We start from the raw sequence: 21,083 nt of genomic DNA on the forward strand, positions 1-21,083 counted from the left end.
TAAATTGTTAAAGAGCTTTACTTGTTGAGCCTTCCTTTTAGTAAGGAGCCTCTCGAAGTGGACGGCCATTCTAGCGGATTAGATTCCAGTGTCAAACACTTTTTCCAGCTAATTTTTCAAAGCATCTTAAATGCTTATCACCGTCTTGTTACTCAGTTCAAACCGCTTGGTTATCCTTGGCAACGGAGGCGCATTATAGAGAGAATAATCCTTTATACAAGGCTAAAAACGAAAAAAAGCCGCCACCGGCGACCGTTCGAACACTATTCACACAAAGCGTTTAAAATAGGTACGATTAAGCCTTAATTTCGGCCAATCGTACCTACCGTTCTTACTTCAACTATTGGTGAGCAATAATGCGGTCGTTGTTTACTAATAGCTGCACTTTCTTATCTGGATTAATTTTTCCTGCCAGTATCGCTTTCGCTAACGGGTTCTCGACACTTTGTTGAATCGCTCTTTTCAAAGGTCGTGCACCATATACTGGATCAAAACCAACTTGAGAAATTAACTTGAGTGCTTTATCCGAAACTTCAAGCTCATAACCATTGTCTTCCATTCTCTTCTTAAGGTGCTCAAGCTGAATAGCGGCTATCGACTGAATGTGCTCTTGACCCAATGGATGGAACACCACGCTTTCATCAACTCGGTTCAAAAACTCAGGACGGAAATGTTTACCTACCACTTCCATCACTTCATTCTTTATTCCTTGGTAGTCGAGCGTATTGAAGTTCTCTTGAATTCTCGAAGAGCCAAGGTTGGATGTCATGATCACTACCGTGTTTCTAAAATCGACTGTACGACCTTGTCCATCAGTTAAGCGTCCATCATCAAGCACCTGCAATAAGATATTGAAAACATCAGGATGCGCTTTCTCTACTTCATCTAGCAAAATCACTGAATAAGGCTTGCGACGCACTGCTTCTGTTAAGTAACCACCTTCTTCATATCCAACGTAACCCGGAGGAGCACCAACCAAACGAGCAACAGAGTGTTTCTCCATAAACTCAGACATGTCGATACGCACCATTGCATCGTCACTATCAAACATGAAGTTCGCGAGTGTTTTACACAACTCCGTTTTACCAACGCCAGTTGGACCAAGGAATAAGAAAGATCCAATCGGCTTGTTTGGATCAGATAAACCTGCACGGCTACGACGAATCGCATTCGATACCACTTCGACTGCTTCCGCTTGGCCAATAACTCGCTTATGTAGAACACCTTCCATGTTAAGAAGCTTCTCTTTCTCGGCTTCTAGCATTTTAGAAACAGGTATGCCTGTTTGCTTCGATAGCACGTCTGCAATTTCTGCATCAGTGACCTTATTACGCAGCAGCGTCATTTCTTGCATTTCAGCTTGAGTCGCAAGATCTAACTGCTTCTCTAATTCTGGGATTCGACCGTATTGCAATTCAGACATTCGGTTAAGATCACCAGCACGTCTCGCAAAATCCATATCCATACGAGCTTGTTCTAGCTCTGACTTGATGTGTTGCGTGCCAGAAAGCGCGGCTTTCTCTGCATTCCACACTTCTTCAAGCTCTGCGAAATCTCGTTCTTTGTCAGAAAGCTCTTCTTGTAATGTTCGAAGGCGTTTTTCACTGGCTTCATCATTTTCATTGGTAAGAGCTTGCTGCTCGATCTTCAATTGAATGATTTTACGCTCGAGCTTATCTAGCGACTCAGGTTTTGAGTCGATCTGCATACGGATACTCGAAGCCGCTTCATCAATCAGATCAATCGCTTTATCCGGCAGTTGACGATCAGAAACGTATCGATGAGATAGTGTTGCTGCAGCCACGATTGCTGGGTCGGTAATTTCTACATGATGATGAAGTTCATAGCGCTCTTTCAAACCACGAAGAATCGCCACCGTGTCTTCAACCGTTGGTTCATCGACAAGCACTTTTTGGAAGCGGCGCTCTAACGCTGGATCTTTCTCTATGTATTGACGGTATTCATCAAGAGTCGTTGCGCCAACACAGTGGAGTTCACCACGAGCCAACGCTGGTTTTAGCATGTTACCGGCATCCATAGAGCCTTCACCTTTACCAGCGCCGACCATAGTATGAATTTCATCGATGAAGAGAATGATATTGCCCTCTTCTTTAGACAATTCATTGAGGACTGACTTCAAACGCTCTTCAAACTCACCACGATATTTAGCGCCAGCTACCAAAGCACCCATGTCTAATGAAAGTACGCGTCGGCCTCTTAAACCTTCTGGCACTTCATTGTTAATAATGCGCTGAGCCAAACCTTCAACGATAGCTGTCTTACCAACACCAGGTTCACCGATAATGACTGGGTTGTTCTTAGTACGACGCTGAAGTACTTGGATAGTACGGCGGATTTCGTCATCTCGGCCAATTACCGGATCCAGCTTGCCTTGCTCCGCTCTTTCAGTCAGATCGATGGTGAACTTCTCTAACGCTTGGCGTCGGTCTTCGGCATTTGGGTCATCAACTTTTTGACCGCCACGAACCTGCTCGATAGCTTGAGATAATTTTTGCTCAGTAAGACCTAGCTCTTTAAGCAGGTTACCTAAAGGGCCTTTATCTTCAATTGCGGCAAGTAGGAAGACTTCCGAAGAAATGTATGTGTCTTGACGCTTTTGTGCGACCTTGTCACATAGGTTGAACAAAGTACCCATTGCATTCGACAGTTGAACATCACCACCGATACCACTTACTTTCGGTACACGGTCTAATATTTCGCTTAGCTTTGAACGCAATTGAACCACATCAATATTCAGCATGGTGAGCAATGGACGAATTGCACTACCATCTTGATTAAGCAAAGACACCATTAGGTGCACAGGCTCTATATATTGGTGATCACGACCTAATGCGAGCGACTGAGCATCAGATATCGCAATTTGGAATTTACTAGTGAATCGATCGAGACGCATGCCAACCTTCCTACTCTTAGATATGTTTATCTTATGGTTAGAAGATGGATACGGTAACGCGGATTTTCAAGGGATAAGAATGAAGAATAGAGCTGTTATAAAAATATAAATGAGCTGGATGACTGGTTGCACTAGTTAAAGGTTACTCTAACCAAATAAAAGTAGCTTGGCGTCCAGTAATACCATCACGACGATAAGAATAGAACGCATCGGCATCAGCGAAGGTACATAGATTAGAGTCTGTCACAGAAGTTACACCAACTTTGTTCAGTCGTTGCGTTGCAAGCTGAGACATATTCGCTAGCCATTTGCCTGGTTCAGCTTTGGCTTCAAATGCGAGCTTAGCTTGAGAGTCAAAACTAACGAAAGCTTCCAACACATCATCGCCTACTTCAAAAGCTTGTTTGCCTATTGCAGGACCAAGCCAAGCAATGATCTTATTCTCTGAACCTAAGTTTGAAAACTTTGCGACGGCATTTTCAAGAATGCCACCAGCAAGACCACGCCAACCAGCATGAACTGCAGCAACTTGAGTGCCTTTGGTATCAGTAAGGATTACAGGTAAGCAATCGGCTGTCATCGCAGAACAAACAACATCTTTAGCTGTGGTAAATGCACCGTCAGCATCAAGAATATCTGCCGTAGGGTGTAAAACCGTAACGACATCTGTTGAGTGAGTTTGATGTAGCCATACCGGAGCGGCAGGCATATTAGCGTGTTGCTTGAGCCAGGCTCTGTTGTTTTCAACAAGCGAAGTATCATCCCCAACATGCGTACCTAGGTTTAATCCTTGATACGCACCAGTAGAAAAACCATCAAAACGTGTCGAAGCAAATGCTTTCACGTTTTTTGGTGCATTCCAGTTAGGGATGATCATCGACATGATTAAATGTCGTCTTCCAAGTTTTCGCGCGCATCAACACGTAACGCTTCAGCCATCACAACCATGTCATTTGGCACAGGAGCGTGGAACTCAACTTCTTCACCTGTAATTGGGTGAACAAATTTAAGCATAACGGCGTGCAGTGCTTGGCGATCAAAAGAACGAATCATGGTCGTTAGTTCTTCAGATGCACCTTTTGGAATACGAGCACGGCCACCGTATGCAACGTCACCTAGCAGCGGGTGCTGAAGGTATGACATGTGAACACGGATTTGGTGAGTACGACCCGTTTCTAGGCGTAGACGAATACGAGTATGCTCGCGGAAGTGCTCAGCAACACGGTAGTGAGTTACCGCTGGTTTCCCTAATTCATTTACGTCCATTAGAGTACGCTTAGTTGCGTGACGGCTAATGCCTTTTTCTACCACACCACCAGCGGTCATTTTGCCAATTGCAATTGCTTCATACTCACGAGTAATACGACGCTTAGCAAGCGCACGCACAAGACGAGTTTGAGCTGGAACCGTTTTAGCCACAACCATAAGGCCTGTTGTGTCTTTATCAAGACGGTGCACAATACCTGCACGAGGCACTTCTGCAATCTGTGGGTAATGGAAAAGCAATGCGTTTAGTATGGTTCCATCCGGTGTGCCAGCGCCTGGGTGTACAACCAGATCGCGAGGCTTATTGATAACCAATAAGTCATCATCTTCGTAGACAATGTTTAGAGGAATATCTTGTGCTTCCCAGCGCTCTTCATCTGCAAGTTCAGCTTGCAAGATGATCTCTTCACCGCCCAAAACCTTAACGCGCGGCTTTGTAATAACTTCGCCATCCACTTGGATTTTGCCGTCAAGAAGCCACTCTTTAATGCGAGAGCGAGAAAAATCGGTAAATAGTTCAGCGACAGCTTGGTCTAAACGTTGACCTAACTGGCTGCTTTTTACTGTGTCTGTTAATGTGATCTGCTGAGCCATATCGAACTTTTTTAAAAACCGTGAGACTAATACCCATTAGTATGGATAAAATAGAATAATTGCATCATTGTATCTGTTACTGGTTAGAAAGTAACGGAAGCTTACGAAATATTTAATTCAAGGAATCGACGCCTGACATGAAACACCTTACTTTATCGGGTCTATTAGCCGTATCACTCTTGGTTGGTTGTTCAAGTAGTGAAGAGATAGTGCCAGATGTACCACCATCGGTTCTCTACTCTGACGCTCAAGAATCACTGCAGAGCGGTAGCTGGCTTTCAGCAATAGAAAAGCTAGAAGCCCTAGACTCACGTTACCCATTCGGCGCCTATTCTGAGCAAGTACAGCTCGATCTGATTTACGCTTACTACAAAAATGATGACTTGGCACTTGGCCTCGCTACCATTTCACGTTTCCTACGTTTGAACCCAACGCATGAGAAACAAGACTGGGTTCTTTACATGCGCGGCTTAACGCACATGGCGCAAGACCGAAACTTCATGCACGATATTTTTAATATCGACCGTAGTGACCGAGATCCTGAACCAGTGAAACTTGCGTTTGCTGACTTCAAGCGACTACTCGAACGTTTCCCTAGTAGCCCTTATGCTGAAGATGCACAAAAACGCATGTTCGCACTTAAGAACCGCCTAGCAGAGTATGACTTAGCAACCGCTGATTTCTACCTACGCCGCGAAGCTTGGATTGCTGCGATCAACAGAACGCAAGAGCTGCAAAAAACTTACCCAGACACCATTGCTGCGCGTAAGTCTTTAGATATCCAGCTAAAAGCTTATCAACAACTCGGCCTAGATGACGCTGTGTTAAGAACAGAAAAGTTGATTGAGTTAAACCCACTACCTTAATCAAACCTCTTACATCTCAATCCTAAAAGCGCGCTAATTTACTAGCGCGCTTTTTTTCATCTACATATCGCAAACTTGATGGATCGCATAATACACGGTATCTTCAAAAGATAACTTTTAACAAAACATCAACATGGAGTGTGGATGTGAGTAGGTTGTTATTATTTATCTGGATATCGCTATTTAGCCACTTATCCTACGCATTAGAACTGTCTCCATTAAGCAATAAGCCTTACATGGGTGACTTGGATGTGCTCAAAACCAAAGGAACGGTTAGAGTGCTAGTGTCTGCCGATCTTGGTTTCTATTACATCGAGGATGGCAAGCCAAAAGGCATCGTGGCAGAAATGCTCTACCACTTTGAGAAAAGCCTTCGTAAGAAACATCCCTATCTCAATGTTCAAATCATCCCCGTGCAACGAGATGATCTACTTCCCTCTTTAGAGTCTGGCTATGGTGATGTCGCTGTCGCTAACCTAACGATCACCGATAAACGATTACGAACCATCGATTTTTCGGATCCGATGATTAAAGATGGTAAAGAACTCATTATCACAGGGAAAAAGGCCGAACCTATCACCGAAATCAAGCAATTGAGTGGCAAAGAGGTGTGGATACGAGCAAGCTCGAGTTACTTCGAGAGTGTACAAAGAGTTAATAAGGAGCTTAACGAGCTAGGTTTACCACCACTGCATGTCCACTTTATCGAGGAGTCATTACAAGACTACGAGCTGATAGAACTGGTTAACCAAGGTTATATACAAGGCACAATTCTGGATAACCATAAAGCCAAGCTCTGGATCGATGTAATGGAAAACATTCAAGTCCATAACGACTTACCTTTACGAGAAAATGGTCGTATTGCTTGGGCTTTAAGAAAAGACAGCCCTCAACTGAAGAAAGAGATAAACAAATACGTCAAGACCGCACGAACAGGCACCCTGCTTGGGAATGTCATCTACCAGAAATACATCGACAATACTCGCTGGTTAGGCCGAGCACTCAACCCCAATAAAGTAGACCGAGTAGCTAAACTCTCAGATGTCTTTGAAAAGTATTCGAGCAAGTATGAATTTGATCCTTTGATGATGTCAGCTCAAGGTTTCCAAGAATCAGGACTGGATCAGAGCCGGATTTCTCATCGCGGGGCTATTGGTGTGATGCAGGTATTACCGAGTACCGCCAAAGATAAAAACGTCAACATCAAGAACATCCATAAGGTGGATAACAACATCCATGCGGGTGTGAAGTATATGCGCTTTATCAAAGACCGATATTTTGACGACCCGGCAATATCACCCGACAATCAAATCTACTTTACCTTGGCTTCTTACAACGCTGGTCCAGCTAAGATCAGAAAGATGAGGAGCATTGCCAAGCAGAAAGGTTACAACCCAAACATCTGGTTTAAAAACGTAGAAATCATCACTCGCAAATACGTGAGTAAAGAACCCGTAACCTATGTTGCCAACATCAATCGTTACTTCGTAATCTATAAACAATTACAAGCTATCAATGCTATCCGAGAGGACGGCACAGCGAGATTACTGAACACTAACGACTAGGATAGCCTCCATCCCAGAGCTGGGGAGCCAAAGGTATTAGGTAAAGCTGAAAAACACAAAAGCCGCATAAGAATACTTATGCGGCTTTTGTTTATCTAATTCTGAAGAAGCTTATGTAGCGACCTATATTACAAGACCTATATCACAAAACACTATTGAGTAAATTTCAATCAAGCACTTTCCATAGGCTGTAGGATGCCCCTAAAAACTGATTTAATTTTTAGCGAAGCCTTGCCTCCAAGTTATCGTTTTTCATAAGGATAACAAGCATTTTTCGCCAAAAAGATACTAAGACTTGCGTAAGATCACATTTGATTTTAATGCTTATCCCACCCAACCAAAACAAGATCTAGATCACATTCTTTATTCCTAAAAGTCGTAATCTGAAGTTAACCCATGAGGGATACAACAGAGGAAAACTTCTATGAAAATGAACATCACTGGTAAAAACATCGACATTACCTCTGCAATCCGTGATCACATAGAAAGCAAATTTAAAAAGCTAGATAAATGGCAAGTAGACATCATTGGCTGCCAAGCGAGCTTTAGCGAAGAACCAAACAAGAAGAAAAAATTTGAAGCGGTTCTAACCGTACCAAAAGGCCAACTTGTTGCTTCATCAATCCATGACGACCTCTACGTAGCTATCAACGAAGTAGAACAAAAACTAGAGCGTCAACTCAACAAGCTACGCCATAAACCTGAAGCGCGCCGCGCTGAAAAGCCTGAAATCGAAGAGCTAGAAGCTGAAGTAGAATAAGGAAAGAGAACAGATTAAAAAATAGCGCCTCAGGGCGCTATTTTTTTGCTTGACGCTCGTAGCTCGCTTGCTTATTGTGTTTAAACATTCATAAAACAATCACTTTTTATGCACACTCAATCTTTGTTTATTTTTGACTTCTTTTTTCTTCCGTAAATCGGAGGCTAAGTCGTTTTAGAAAAACAAGTCAAAAACGAACAAGAAGCCTCCCACACTAGGGAGGCTTTTTTATAAGGACACATTTATGACTGACCGCTCAATTTCACTGGATGATATCCGCCTTCGTCTTAATGATTTAGACGACGAACTCCTGAAGTTACTTTCAGAGCGTCGCAAGCTAAGTATCGAAGTCGCTAAAAGCAAAGTAGAGACATCAAAACCAGTTCGTGATGCAGTACGAGAACAACAACTATTAGTTAAGCTGATCAACAACGGCAAAGATAAATACGAACTTGATGCGCAGTACATTACCAAGCTGTTTCACACCATCATCGAAGATTCCGTTTTACTACAACAGTCATACTTACAAAACCTAGCGAACCCGCAAAGCCGTAAACCATTGGCTCGCGTTGCATTCTTAGGTTCTAAGGGATCGTATTCTCACCTTGCGAGCCGCGAATACTTCAGCCGCAAGAATATGGAATTGATTGAGCTGAACTGTAATCACTTCAAAGAAGTCGCATCAACAGTAGAGTCTGGCCATGCCGACTACGGTGTCCTGCCGATTGAGAACACCAGTTCAGGGTCAATTAACGAGGTCTACGACCTGTTACAGCATACGACTCTATACATTGTTGGCGAACTTTCTCAACCGATTGAGCACTGCCTTGTTGCTAAAAGTGATATCCGTTTAGAAGACATCAAAACACTCTACTCGCACCCACAACCTCATCAACAATGCAGTGAGTTCTTGAGCCGCCTTAAGGGTGTCAACCTTGAGTCTTGCGCAAGCACCGCTGATGCAATGAAAAAAGTTAAAGAATTGGGTGGTAATGACGTAGCTGCTATTGGTAATGCATCGAGCGGTAAGCTTTATGGACTACAGCCAATCCAGAGCAATATTGCAAACCAAACAGAGAACCACACTCGTTTCATCGTTGTGGCGCGTAAGCCTGTTGAAGTATCGACTCAAATACCAGCGAAAACAACGCTCATCATGTCGACATCTCAAGAGGCGGGTTCTTTGGTAGAAACACTACTGATCCTGCAACGGTTAGGCATCAACATGACTAAGCTAGAATCTCGTCCTATCATGGGTAACCCTTGGGAAGAGATGTTCTATGTCGATTTAGAGGCGCATCTGGATTCAGATAATATGCAACAAGCGATAACGGAACTAACAGCCATTACTCGCCACCTTAAGGTGTTGGGTTGCTACCCAAGTGAGAACATCAAAGCGACTCAAGTTAAGTTGTCATAGCTGAAAGTGAGTATCAGCTTTTAGCTAACATAAGTATTTGGCCTACAGCAGGCCAAATACTTAAATCACCCTCTAGTCGAGTACTATTCTCGCTAAGAAAACTCACCCTAGCATGCCTGAAACACAATTCACTTGTTTCGCACATTCGGCACGCTTACTCTCTCCACTGCTTGAGCCTTTCTAACAAAAACTCATTAGTGGCTTTTTTTATCAATAAAGACAAAACCTTACCCCCTTCACAGGAAATCATCGAACTACGTATAATTAATAGCGAGTAAGCATTAAGTAACATAAACTTATGCGCTTAATTTATAAATAGTGTTGTCATTAACTATGAAGCTAAGTACTAAAATCTTACTACTGATAGCCCCTGTGATACTGATCAGTACCGCGGCTTCTAGCTATATTATTTATTCGACGCAAAAAAGCAGTTTCATCAAACGCGAAGACAACGCACTTCAACTGAACATGGAAAAACTAGCCGGATACTTTCGCCAATCTCGTTCCTTCCTCAATAGCTACTCTTACACCTTGACCCAGAGTGATATGGTGAAGCGTTATTTTCTCACTGACCAAAATCTATCTCGCGATCTTGAACTGGTCAGTAACCTTCGAGAAGCCATTCATTTCCTGCAAGATGACGATGAAAGCTATACAGGTTTAGCACTTCTTAATGGTGTTCGAAAACTGCGTTATTACGCGGATAATAGCAATGACTCACGCACTCAGATCGACAGTAAGATATTGGAGTATGTTGACCAGCACTATCAAGACACCCTAGCAACATCGAGTACCAACTATATTCAAAACTCCCAAGGCGAAGGGATGTTGGTTCACTATGACAAGGTAGACAGAAAAGCGATTTTCCCAACCGCAAGCAATCAACCCGACGATGTGTTCTTTGTTGTTGTCTCTGTCTCTCTCGACAAATTTAATGCGCTGAGAAAACAGATAGAGTTCGACTACCAAACCAGTTTATTCTTCACATCCATAGCGGTTTCTTTGGAAAATGATGTCACCCACTCAGTCAAGCTTGCTCCAGAACTGTACGCCACGGTCGATCCGGCGCAATTCCTATTAGAAAACAAGCTCGATTCAATTTGGAACAAGCTGAGTTTGTCGTTTGCCCTGTCTGCGTTTGTGACTGTCGCTCTTCTACTCATGCTTCTGTCTCGCACTGTGATTACTCCAATAACGCGGCTCGATCGACAGCTACAGCAAGTCGAAAAAAAACAACGTAAGAACATCGAACGCTTGGGCACTCGTGATGAGCTTGGCCGCCTATCACAGCGTTTTTATGACATGTACCAAGAGTTAGATAACACCTACCAACAGACCAAGCTCTTGGCCGAAAATGATCAGTTAACCCAAATAGCCAATAGGCATCAGTTTCAAACCTTCGTTCAGCAATCGTTGCCAAAACCGAGTTCGAATACCGAAACCTGGGTTCTCTATTTTGACTTGGACAACTTCAAGTTTGTGAACGACAAATACGGACATCAAATCGGCGACTCGATTCTGGTCTCTTTTGCTCAGCGTATTTCAGATATTTGTCGTCACTATAAAGAGGAGTTCGACGCTCATTGTATGCCAGCCCGACTTTCTGGAGACGAGTTCGTTGTCTACATTAACGCTCCTAGTCACCGAGGAAATGTCGCGCATCGATTCTCGAATGATTTACTGACTCCACTGCAAAAAGGTTTTGTCACCGAATCAGGCAGCTTTCCGATCACGGTCAGTATTGGTATTGCGACCTACCCTAATGATGGCAACTCAATCGAGAAGCTACTGTCCAACGCGGATACCGCGATGTACCAAGCCAAGCGTGCCGGTAAAAACCAATTTGCTGACTATTCACGGGATTTAGACAAAGCCATTCAGCGCCAAGCAGATATTGAACGTGCGCTTAGAGGTAAGAATTTTGATGATGAATTCAGGCTCGTTTACATGCCCTACATGGATTCCACCGGGACTGATGTTATTGGCGTTGAGGTGTTATTGCGTTGGAATTCAAAGCAACTTGGTTTGGTTCCACCAGATGAGTTCATTCCAATAGCCGAACAAACCGGGCTGTTTGAACATGTTGACCGCTGGGTAATACAGAATGCGTTTGCTTCATTCCATCGACTTCAGGCTCAATTTGATCACTCAATTCAATTGTCGATCAACCTATCTTCTGCTGGCATTGAAACCACTCATCTTGCGGGTTTCATTAAAGAACACGCGGAGTTAAATCGAATTCCACCAAGCCTAATCGATTTTGAAATCACTGAAACCTTTTACTCAAATTCAGAAGGTTTTCCATTGCTGAACGAACTGGCATGCATGGGCTATCGACTTGCGATTGATGATTTTGGTTCCGGTTACACCTCTATCACTCAACTGGTGCAGTATCCAACTCAGAAAATTAAATTGGATAAAGCGTTTTTGGATACCTTGATTGAGACCAATAACCAGAACATCGTAAAACCGGTTATCGGGTTGTGTCATGCTCAAGGGAAAAAGGTCACCGCCGAAGGGATTGAAACTCAAGGCATGCACCAGTGGTTACAGGATGCACAGTGCGATATGCTGCAAGGCTATTACTTTGGTAAACCCATGCCACTAGAAGAATTGAGTGACTGGTACCGACAACATCAACTCAATCTAATCGACAACAAAAAGAATCCGACACATGAAATCTGTAATCATCGCATCGCTGAACCCAGCTAAAATCAACGCCGTTAAAAGTGCGTTCTTATCTGCTTTTCCTGATACTGAATTTGATTTCCAAGGCATCAGCGTCCCTAGTGGTGTCGCCGATCAACCGATGAGCAATGATGAAACCTATCAAGGTGCCGTGAATCGAGTTCACAACGCAACTCAAGCTCAGCCTGATGCAGACTTCTATGTTGGTCTAGAAGCGGGAATAGAAACAAACGTCACCTTTGCCTGGATGGTGATCGAAACGAATGGCCAACGTGGCGAGTCTCGTTCAGCAAGTCTGATGCTGCCACCAGCCGTGCTTGAGAAACTAGAGCATGCAAACGAGTTAGGGGATGTGATGGATGAAGTGTTTGGTACCGACAATATCAAACAGAAAGGTGGTGCCATTGGCCTACTGACACATAACCAATTGTCACGCAGTTCGGTCTATCATCAAGCTTTAATTTTGGCTCTGATCCCATTTGTGAATCCTGAACACTTTCCTATTTAGTATTTGAGGCTTCCTTAAACTTCAAAAGATTCCAAGAACAATCTTCAGAAACAAAAAACGCTAACATCCAGTTAGCGTTTTTTATCGAATTCGTATTCATACTATCGCGTGATAGCTTAATTCCATTATTACTTTAGCAATAGGTCGGCGATCACGACTTTCTCTTGCTCAGATTTGGCCTTTAGCTCATTTGAGCCTCTGGTTATCGTCGCTACGCCTACGCCCAGCATTTGACTCACCTGTCGTTGAGACATATCGCCTTTCATCAGCTCACAGAAGATATTAATTCGAGCAACCAGAGCATCTCGCTCGTCTGGTGTCATCATCATAGTCAACAACAGCTCGTGCTGATCTTTTTCGACAGCCGTCTTTACCAAGTCCATCAGTTGTTGCCAATTATCATATTCAGGTTGTGATGCCATATCTCTACACTTACTTTTAAATTCTGACTTTAAAGAGTCGCTTAACGATTGAAAGCGTTTAACACTTTATACCGAAACACTTGATGCGATCCAATGTAAAAAGGCAGTAAGTGGAAATGGTTAGCACTCACTGCCTTTATTCTTACTCAGTTTCGGGCCAAATGCCGAAGGCTTAGTATTTCGTTTTTGCCTCATGGGGCGCTAAAAACGTCCCTTTCTCACCCAAGATATCTCGATAGTAGGTCTCAAACATCAAGATATTCTGAACGTAGCCACGTGTCTCTTTGAATGGGATCATTTCGATAAATGCAAAGGCATCGAGCTTTTCATCGCTGCGTGAACGCCACTGTTTCACACGGCTAGGTCCAGCATTATAAGCCGCAAACGCAAAGATACGGTTGTCATCATATTGAGCGAGTAAACCATCTAAGTAGTGACTGCCAATCTCAATGTTTTTGCCGACATCATAAAGATCATCGCTGCCCTGATACTTAATCTTATGTTTGTTCGCTGTGTATTGCGCCGTCTTGGGCATAATTTGCATAATGCCACGCGCGCCAACTGGAGAGCGAGCTTCTGAATCCATCGCACTCTCTTGTCTTGCTAAAGACATCAAAGTGATTGGATCGAGATCGTGCTTTTCAGCGTAGAAGTTAAACCACCACTTATGAGCAACAGGGAAGCGCAGCGCAATGTTATCCCACATCTTCGCAGAGATACTCGCTGTTACGGTAAAGTGATTCCAACGCTGTGTCGCAGCGTAAGCGGCAAGCATCTCTTTTTGCTCTTTATCTGCATTGGTCAGTAACCAGCGCCATTCACTTTTCGCTGCCGCAATTTTGTCTCGGTCAATCAGTTCACCAATACGCACCAAAGAGGTGTCGAATGGCTTCACTGTTTCAGCATTGTATTTAAGTGTCGATGTTGGATATTGAACTGGCTTACCTAACTGCTTAGCCGCAGCCACACTGTAGAAATTACGCTGACCCAAGATATCTGACAGTCGCTTATTGCCTTTGTCAGTATCGCCCGTCGCGATTTCAGCTCTGCCCTGCCAATATTGCCAACGAAGCGAAGCCTGATGTTTATCATCCAAGCGCGCTATCCACTCTTTCAAACCCGTCCAATCGGCATGTTGAATTGCTAAGCGAGCACGTCGTTCCAGCAGAACTTGCTTTGATGAACTCGCGAGCATTTTGTCGCGCCACACCATTAACTCTTCAGAGTCGGTGTTGATCAGACGAAACGTTAGGTAATCAGCGAGCTCTTGAGATTTCTCTTTCGAAAACTTCTGAGCCTTGATGACATCATCAAACACCTTTTGAGCACTGCTTGATGATTTCCTTGCTAGCTTCTCGAAAGCAAACTCTGTTTGAGCTTGGTAGAATTCATTCGCTGGATGTTTTTTAGCAAACGCGAGTACATTTTCAGGCTTGTTGTACAACGCCTTCATCTGCTTCGCTTGAGCAATTGACTCATCATGATCCAATTGCTTAATCAGATAGCTCATTAACTTACCGTTACGGCCCTCGAACGCTAGCAGCATTCTATCCAGAATCAGCTCATCAGTTCTTAGCCCAGCTTGATCCCAGCTTTTAAATAAAGGGTCACAAGCGTCATCAACACCACTACCACTCAACCAAAGTTGTTTAGCTCCTTTAAAGGCAAGCTCTTGGTTACCTTGCTCATAATGCGCTCGATAATAAATACATTGGTATTTTTCACCGACAGGCTCTTTGGTTTGAAACTCAAGGATCGTCTTCCACTGTTTTTGAGAAGCCAATGAGTCCAAATAAGGTGCGCGCATTCGATTGGAGAAAGGCAATGCCTTGTTCTCTTCAATGAAAGCATCGACCTCAGCAGGTGTGCGATCACCTAAGCCAATCAGAAAGGCCCGATAATCGGTGTAAGGTGTTAAAGGGTATGTTTGAATTTTGTTACGCAGCGCGGAGTAAGCTTTTAGATCACGGCTGTCTAAAACCTCTTGCGCTTTGTCATAAACGTCACGCTGCATTTCAAGCTCGGATGCATTGCTAGCCATAGCGACCGGAGCCAGTGAAACCGAAGACAAAATTGCCGATGCAGCCACAGCAATTTTCGTATTACCAATGCGGAAAAACATTCGCTCTTTCCTTAGTGCGTGTATGAATACGTGAAGTCTATTTACGCCCGACATCACATCAAATGTAAAGGATTTGAGTGTAAATATTATTAATATTTAACACTTCGCCTCAGAAGCCCATTAAATATAGTTTTAATGACCAATGTGACAATAATAGGTAAGGATTAGTTCAAGAGTGGCTTTTCTGCCCTAGGAGTAACATCTTTGAGGATATTGGTATAAAATAGCAGACAATTTTGAACAATAATTAGGATCGATCGGCAATGGCTGAATACGTATATACCATGTCTCGGGTGAGCAAAACTGTTCCACCTAAGCGTCAAATTCTTAAAGACATTTCTCTTAGCTTTTTTCCTGGCGCTAAAATCGGTGTTTTGGGTCTAAATGGTTCAGGTAAATCTACCCTACTACGTATCATGGCTGGTATTGATACTGATATTGATGGTGAAGCACGTGCACAACAAGGCCTTAAAGTAGGTTATCTACCACAAGAGCCTGTGCTAGACGAATCAAAAACTGTTCGTGAAATCGTAGAAGAAGCGGTTTCTGACGTTGCTGACGCACTTAAGCGTATTGATGCGGTTTATGCAGCTTACGCAGAACCAGATGCAGACTTCGATGCACTGGCAAAAGAGCAAGGCGAACTAGAAGCTCTGATTCAAGCAAAAGACGGTCACAACTTAGAGACTGCTCTAGAGCGTGCTGCTGATGCACTTCGTCTTCCTGAGTGGGATGCGAAAATTGAATTCCTATCAGGTGGTGAGCGTCGTCGTGTTGCTATCTGTCGTCTACTTCTTGAGAAGCCAGATATGCTGCTTCTTGATGAACCAACCAACCACTTGGATGCAGAATCAGTAGCATGGCTTGAGCACTTCCTTGTTGATTACAGTGGTACTGTTGTGGCGATTACCCACGACCGTTACTTCCTAGACAACGCAGCTGGCTGGATTCTAGAACTTGACCGTGGTGAAGGTATCCCATGGGAAGGTAACTACACGTCTTGGCTAGAGCAAAAAGACGAGCGTCTTAAGCAAGAAAAAGCGGGCGAAAGCGCACGTCAAAAGACAATCGAGAAAGAACTTGAATGGGTTCGTCAAAACCCTAAAGGCCGTCAAGCTAAGTCTAAAGCTCGTATGGCTCGTTTTGAAGAATTGACAACTGGCCAATACCAGAAGCGTAACGAAACCAACGAACTGTTCATCCCGCCAGGTGAGCGTCTAGGTGATAAAGTTCTTGAAGTGAACAACCTGACTAAATCGTTTGGTGATCGCGTTCTTATCGACGACCTATCGTTCAGCATGCCTAAGGGCGCAATCGTCGGTATCGTTGGTGCCAACGGTGCAGGTAAATCAACACTATTCAAGATGCTAAGCGGTGCAGAACAGCCAGATTCAGGTACAGTTGAACTAGGCGAAACCGTTAAGCTTGCTTCTGTTGATCAGTTCCGTGACAGCATGGACGACACTAAGACAGTATTCCAAGAGATCTCTGAAGGCGCTGATATCATTAAGATCAACAACTTCGAAATCCCTGCGCGTGCTTACTGTTCTCGTTTCAACTTTAAAGGCAACGACCAACAGAAGATCATCGGTGAGCTTTCTGGTGGTGAACGTAACCGTGTTCACTTAGCGAAACTGCTAAAAGCGGGCGGTAACGTACTGCTACTCGATGAGCCTACCAACGACCTTGACGTTGAAACGCTACGTGCTCTTGAAGAAGCACTGCTTGAATTCCCGGGCTGTGCAATGGTTATCTCGCATGACCGTTGGTTCCTTGACCGTATTGCGACCCATATCTTAGACTACCGTGATGAAGGTCAAGTTAACTTCTACGAAGGTAACTATACTGAGTACACTGAGTGGCTTAAGCAGACTCTAGGCGCACAAGCGGCAGAGCCGCACCGTATCAAGTACAAGCGTATAGCTAAGTAAATAAGCTTGTATTTTGAACAAAGGCCGCGATAATAGCGGCCTTTGATATATCTGGCTTACGTGTAATGCATCGATATAGAGAGATTACTTATGGTTGAAAGACGTCAATTTTCACGAGTTATTTATCAAGTCCCGACTGAGATCTCACAAGGACAAGTAAAGGTATCAGGCTCAGTGCAAGACTTATCACTCCATGGTTTACTCATTCAATGCAATGAATCAAAACAACTTAGCCATGATGTCCCTGTTCAAGTGAGCTTTAAACTCGAAAACAGTGATATCAATATTCAGTTAGAAGCAACGATAGTCTCTACCATCAATACCTCAATGCGTTTACGCATAGAGCATTTAGATATTGATAGTATCAGCCACCTTAAGCGCCTTGTTGAGCTTAATGTTGGTGACGATGACCTGCTTTATAGAGAGATTGAACACCTTACCGACTTAGGTAAGGAATAATATCTCCATTACCCTTTTTCTATTAGAAGCATTTAGTTAATACAGAACCATGTCTAAAAAAGTGTCCATTACTATTCCCTCTAGTCAGGGGGAACAGACGTTTTACTTCGGTCGAAAAGCCGTACTCTTATGCATGACAACCCTGCTCTCAGTACCGATGTTGATTGGTGGTGCAACCTACATGCACCTTGAGAGTAAAAACAAGCTAGCAGCACAAGCCGGTGATGCACAACAGTTAATTGAAACTCTGATTGTTGAAAAAGAGCAGACCGAGTTCTTATACGCGGAACAAGTTGAAACCAACCACAACCTATCTCAAGCCTTAACTGAGAAAGAAGGTACGATTCAATTACTGGGTAAGCGTGTATTCGATGTGGAATCCGTTCTAGGCCTGGCTGATGAAGAGTTACACACCGATGAGGTTTCACTAGAAGACCGTATTGATGCTGCAGCCGTCGATTCCGCGGTAAGAGCTACCATGTTCCGCTTAATTCCTAATGATAGTCCGATGGCTTATCAACGCATCTCGTCTTCATACGGTCGCCGTACTAACCCAATTACAGGCAAACGCCACAACCATACTGGTATCGACCTTACTTGTAAGCGTGGTGAAGATATCTTAGCACCGGCAGATGGTGTGATTGAAACCGTACGCCCAAGCAAGAAAGGCTTTGGTAACTTTATCACCATGCGCCATTCATTTGGCTTCATGAGCTCTTACGCGCATCTGCAAAAATTCAAAGTTCGCAGCGGTCAGTTTGTCAGTAAAGGTGATGTGATTGCGAGCTGTGGTAACTCAGGTAACTCAACTGGGCCACATCTGCATTATGAAGTACGCTTCCTTGGTCGCTCATTGAACCCTCAATACTTGATGGATTGGACACCAGAAAACTTCAATTACGTGTTTGAGAAAGAGAAAAAGGTGAAATGGGGCCCACTCGTTCAGCTGATTGATAACGTGGTTCGCTTGCAGATCAACCTAACTAACGTGCCTTACATCAGTTCAACTATCGACACAGTATCCAGCGATGATAACCGAGTATCGAACGAGAATAACAAAGAGCCTATCGTGACTAACTAGGTTTGTTCGTTTGGCCCATGATGATCCAAATGCATTTCGCCTACTATAGGCCAGATGCAATATCGGCATTCAACACAAACAAAAAGAGCGACCAAATGGTCGCTCTTTTTTATTTTTCAAACCACACTATTAACCGCGATGAATCGAGTCATGTGCTTGTTTTAACAGGCTTTGGCTCTCTTGTAAAAATTGTTGTGAGTAGTCACCAAACCAATCACTCACTTGGTTGAAGCTCTCAACAAACTTAGCCTTATCTTTGCCATCTAGGATTTCTAACGCTTCTCCGAAACAGCTATGGAAGCGTCGAATCATCTCTATATTCTCATCCGAAGACAGAATGATATCACCGTACAAGTTCGGGTCTTGAGCAAATAGACGACCAACCATCGCAATCTCAAGTCGGTAGATTGGTGAGCTTAGCTTCAGAAGCTGATCAATATTCGGGTTCTCTTTACTCAGGTGTAAGCCGTAAGCAAAAGAGGTGAAGTGACGAAGTGCTTGAATCAAGGTCATGCCGTGATCGTGTTCAGCTGCATCCATCTGGCAAAGGCTCGCGCCCCAAATACCAAATTGATTCAGTAGCCATTGGTAGCTCTCAGAACCACGACCATCACTGTAAACAATCACCTGCTTAGCAAGGCTTGGAACATCAGGACCAAACATTGGGTGCAATCCAACCACTGGGCCTTGGTGCATGTTCATCATTGCTTGCAGCGGTTTAGATTTAATTGACGTCAAATCACATAGAATACAATCACTTGGTAGATTACCTAGCTTCGCAATCACACCTTCAGTTAAGTGAATTGGAACAGTCACAACCACAAGTCCTGCATTATCCAAGATTTCATCGGCTGTATCCCAATCTTGGCTGCCAAGGACTTTCACTTCGTAGCCAGACAGTTTGAACATACGACCAAACAAGCCACCAAGTTGACCATTACCACCAACGATCACCACTGAACGTAACTCTGGGTTAAGACACTTAAAGCCAGAATCTTTCTCACTGGCATAAGACTCACGCATAGTACGACGCAAAATATCTTCGATTAACTGTGGTGGAACCCCTATTTTCTCGGCTTCTTGACGACGAGATGCCAGCATCGCAGCTTCACGTTCTGGTACATAAATAGGTAAACCATGTTCACTTTTTACTTCGCCTACTTTCTCTACTAGAGCAAGGCGTTGAGCCAGTAAATCCAACATTTGTTTATCGACAGCATCGATTTGGTCGCGTAATTCGTTCAGTTCAACGGCCATTTTATTCCTTACTAATCTATAAGCCCGTGCCAATCTATCAGCCCACAATCACGTAGGTTCGCTAGCAACAGATCTTAAAATGCCCCATTAGATGAGGCACTTAAATTTAAAACTCTGACTAACCTTTCAAGCGGTTCTCTAAGAACGGGACTAATTCCGTATGTGCGTGTTTCAATAGTGCCTCAGTTGAATCCCAATTGATACACGCGTCGGTAATAGAAACGCCGTATTTCATCTCATTGAGAGGTATATCCGAAGATTGGTTTCCTTCGTTAATATGGCTTTCAATCATCAGGCCGATAATCGACTTGTTGCCTTCACGAATTTGGTGAATCACATCTTCTGCAACTAAAGGTTGGCGACGGAAATCTTTACGAGAGTTCGCGTGGCTACAGTCGACCATTAGCGCTGCCTCTAAACCAGATTTACCCAGCTCTTGCTCACATTCGTGTACCGATACTGAATCGTAGTTCGTCTGCTTACCGCCACGTAAAATCACGTGACCATTTGGGTTACCTTGCGTTGTTAGTAGTGCAACCTGACCTTCGCGGCTGATACCCATGAAACGGTGGCTAGAAGAAGCCGCCTGCATTGCGTTGATTGCAGTGCCTAGGTTGCCATCGGTGCCGTTTTTAAAACCGATTGGCATTGAAAGACCACTTGCCATCTCACGGTGAGTTTGAGATTCAGTCGTACGAGCGCCAATAGCCGCCCAGCTGAAGGTATCTGCTAGGTATTGCGGGCTAATTGGGTCTAATGCTTCAGTCGCTAGTGGGATTTCCATCTCAGCGAGTTCAACAAGTAGTTCACGACCAACATGCAGACCATGCTCAATATCGAAAGTGCCGTCTAGATGTGGGTCATTGATCAAACCTTTCCAACCGACAGTGGTACGAGGTTTCTCAAAGTAAACACGCATAACAATATACAGTTGATCGCTAAGTTGCTCAGATAAGGCTTTTAGGCGTTTCGCGTACTCTTTCGCAGCTTCAATGTCATGGATAGAACATGGGCCACATACAACAAGCATGCGATGATCTTTCTTATGAATGATGTTTGCGATAGTTTGACGAGACTCTTGAATGAAACGACGAGCATTATCACTCAAAGGCAGTTTTGCTTTTAACTCCTCAGGAGTAATCAGTACCTGTTCGTCGATGATATTGACATTGCTTAATTCACTTTTCTGCATAACTCAACCTGTATATTTATTTTTACACCCAACATTTC

General features: G+C 43.8%; 16 protein-coding genes and 1 other annotated feature. Of the genes, 9 read left to right on the plus strand and 7 right to left on the minus strand.

Features of this window, described 5'->3' with window-relative positions; translation table 11 throughout:
• Nucleotides 1-340: 340 nt before the first annotated feature.
• From clpB to rluD, 3 genes are all read right to left on the minus strand, one after another.
• Nucleotides 341-2,914, minus strand: coding sequence for an ATP-dependent chaperone ClpB (clpB, locus tag AB4493_RS14665; protein ID WP_017062851.1), 2,574 nt, complete (start codon nucleotides 2,912-2,914; stop codon nucleotides 341-343).
• A gap of 142 nt (nucleotides 2,915-3,056) precedes the next feature.
• Entirely contained in the window at nucleotides 3,057-3,797 is a 741-nt protein-coding gene (gene pgeF, locus AB4493_RS14670; RefSeq protein WP_017071396.1) for a peptidoglycan editing factor PgeF, read from the minus strand.
• A 2-nt stretch (nucleotides 3,798-3,799) separates the two neighbouring features.
• The gene (gene rluD / locus AB4493_RS14675) at nucleotides 3,800-4,774 is read right to left on the minus strand and encodes a 23S rRNA pseudouridine(1911/1915/1917) synthase RluD (protein WP_017059364.1); all 975 of its coding nucleotides are present in this window, start codon (nucleotides 4,772-4,774) and stop codon (nucleotides 3,800-3,802) included.
• A gap of 137 nt (nucleotides 4,775-4,911) precedes the next feature.
• Here rluD and AB4493_RS14680 point away from each other — a divergent pair, with 137 nt between their 5' ends.
• The 6 genes from AB4493_RS14680 (at nucleotide 4,912) to yjjX (ending at nucleotide 12,581) form a co-directional block, all read left to right on the plus strand.
• Nucleotides 4,912-5,640 carry an outer membrane protein assembly factor BamD gene (locus tag AB4493_RS14680; RefSeq protein WP_017059363.1) on the plus strand — a complete coding sequence of 243 codons (729 nt, stop codon included), beginning with the start codon at nucleotides 4,912-4,914 and terminating at the stop codon, nucleotides 5,638-5,640.
• A gap of 140 nt (nucleotides 5,641-5,780) precedes the next feature.
• A complete protein-coding gene (locus AB4493_RS14685; RefSeq protein ID WP_346393666.1) occupies nucleotides 5,781-7,205 on the plus strand; it encodes a lytic transglycosylase F in 1,425 nt (474 codons plus the stop codon).
• 424 nt (nucleotides 7,206-7,629) lie between these two features.
• Nucleotides 7,630-7,965 carry a ribosome hibernation-promoting factor, HPF/YfiA family gene (gene hpf, locus AB4493_RS14690; RefSeq protein WP_004735034.1) on the plus strand — a complete coding sequence of 112 codons (336 nt, stop codon included), beginning with the start codon at nucleotides 7,630-7,632 and terminating at the stop codon, nucleotides 7,963-7,965.
• A gap of 110 nt (nucleotides 7,966-8,075) precedes the next feature.
• Nucleotides 8,076-8,197: a sequence feature (Phe leader region), on the plus strand.
• Between the two features lie 12 nt (nucleotides 8,198-8,209).
• Complete coding sequence (pheA, locus tag AB4493_RS14695; protein ID WP_017059361.1) at nucleotides 8,210-9,385, plus strand: prephenate dehydratase; 1,176 nt, start codon at nucleotides 8,210-8,212, stop codon at nucleotides 9,383-9,385.
• A 333-nt stretch (nucleotides 9,386-9,718) separates the two neighbouring features.
• Complete coding sequence (locus AB4493_RS14700; protein WP_372155284.1) at nucleotides 9,719-12,097, plus strand: putative bifunctional diguanylate cyclase/phosphodiesterase; 2,379 nt, start codon at nucleotides 9,719-9,721, stop codon at nucleotides 12,095-12,097.
• A complete protein-coding gene (yjjX, locus tag AB4493_RS14705; RefSeq protein ID WP_017062855.1) occupies nucleotides 12,060-12,581 on the plus strand; it encodes an inosine/xanthosine triphosphatase in 522 nt (173 codons plus the stop codon). The genes AB4493_RS14700 and yjjX overlap by 38 nt, the downstream gene beginning before the upstream one ends.
• A gap of 128 nt (nucleotides 12,582-12,709) precedes the next feature.
• Here yjjX and trpR read toward each other — a convergent pair whose 3' ends face one another.
• Nucleotides 12,710-13,003, minus strand: a complete 294-nt coding sequence (gene trpR, locus AB4493_RS14710) for a trp operon repressor (protein ID WP_017059358.1) — start codon at nucleotides 13,001-13,003, stop codon at nucleotides 12,710-12,712.
• Nucleotides 13,004-13,175: 172 nt separating this feature from the next.
• The gene (gene sltY, locus AB4493_RS14715; protein ID WP_102321444.1) at nucleotides 13,176-15,125 is read right to left on the minus strand and encodes a murein transglycosylase; all 1,950 of its coding nucleotides are present in this window, start codon (nucleotides 15,123-15,125) and stop codon (nucleotides 13,176-13,178) included.
• Between the two features lie 263 nt (nucleotides 15,126-15,388).
• Between sltY and ettA the strand changes: the two genes are divergently transcribed.
• From ettA to AB4493_RS14730, 3 genes are all read left to right on the plus strand, one after another.
• Nucleotides 15,389-17,056: an energy-dependent translational throttle protein EttA gene (gene ettA / locus AB4493_RS14720; RefSeq protein ID WP_017056147.1), complete on the plus strand. Its 1,668-nt coding sequence runs from the start codon at nucleotides 15,389-15,391 to the stop codon at nucleotides 17,054-17,056.
• Nucleotides 17,057-17,146: 90 nt separating this feature from the next.
• Nucleotides 17,147-17,515 (plus strand): PilZ domain-containing protein, encoded by a 369-nt coding sequence (locus AB4493_RS14725; protein ID WP_017059356.1) that lies wholly within the window; start codon nucleotides 17,147-17,149, stop codon nucleotides 17,513-17,515.
• Between the two features lie 49 nt (nucleotides 17,516-17,564).
• Nucleotides 17,565-18,596, plus strand: coding sequence for a M23 family metallopeptidase (locus AB4493_RS14730; protein WP_065584727.1), 1,032 nt, complete (start codon nucleotides 17,565-17,567; stop codon nucleotides 18,594-18,596).
• Nucleotides 18,597-18,725: 129 nt separating this feature from the next.
• On the opposite strand, the gene tyrA is transcribed toward AB4493_RS14730, so the two are convergent.
• Together tyrA and AB4493_RS14740 are read right to left on the minus strand one after the other, a co-directional pair.
• Nucleotides 18,726-19,853 carry a bifunctional chorismate mutase/prephenate dehydrogenase gene (tyrA, locus tag AB4493_RS14735; protein ID WP_017062859.1) on the minus strand — a complete coding sequence of 376 codons (1,128 nt, stop codon included), beginning with the start codon at nucleotides 19,851-19,853 and terminating at the stop codon, nucleotides 18,726-18,728.
• 118 nt (nucleotides 19,854-19,971) lie between these two features.
• Nucleotides 19,972-21,045, minus strand: a complete 1,074-nt coding sequence (locus tag AB4493_RS14740; protein ID WP_017059354.1) for a 3-deoxy-7-phosphoheptulonate synthase — start codon at nucleotides 21,043-21,045, stop codon at nucleotides 19,972-19,974.
• Nucleotides 21,046-21,083: the final 38 nt, after the last annotated feature.

The organism is Vibrio sp. 10N.222.55.A1, assembly GCF_041473835.1.
Classification (GTDB): Bacteria; Pseudomonadota; Gammaproteobacteria; order Enterobacterales; family Vibrionaceae; genus Vibrio; species Vibrio crassostreae_C.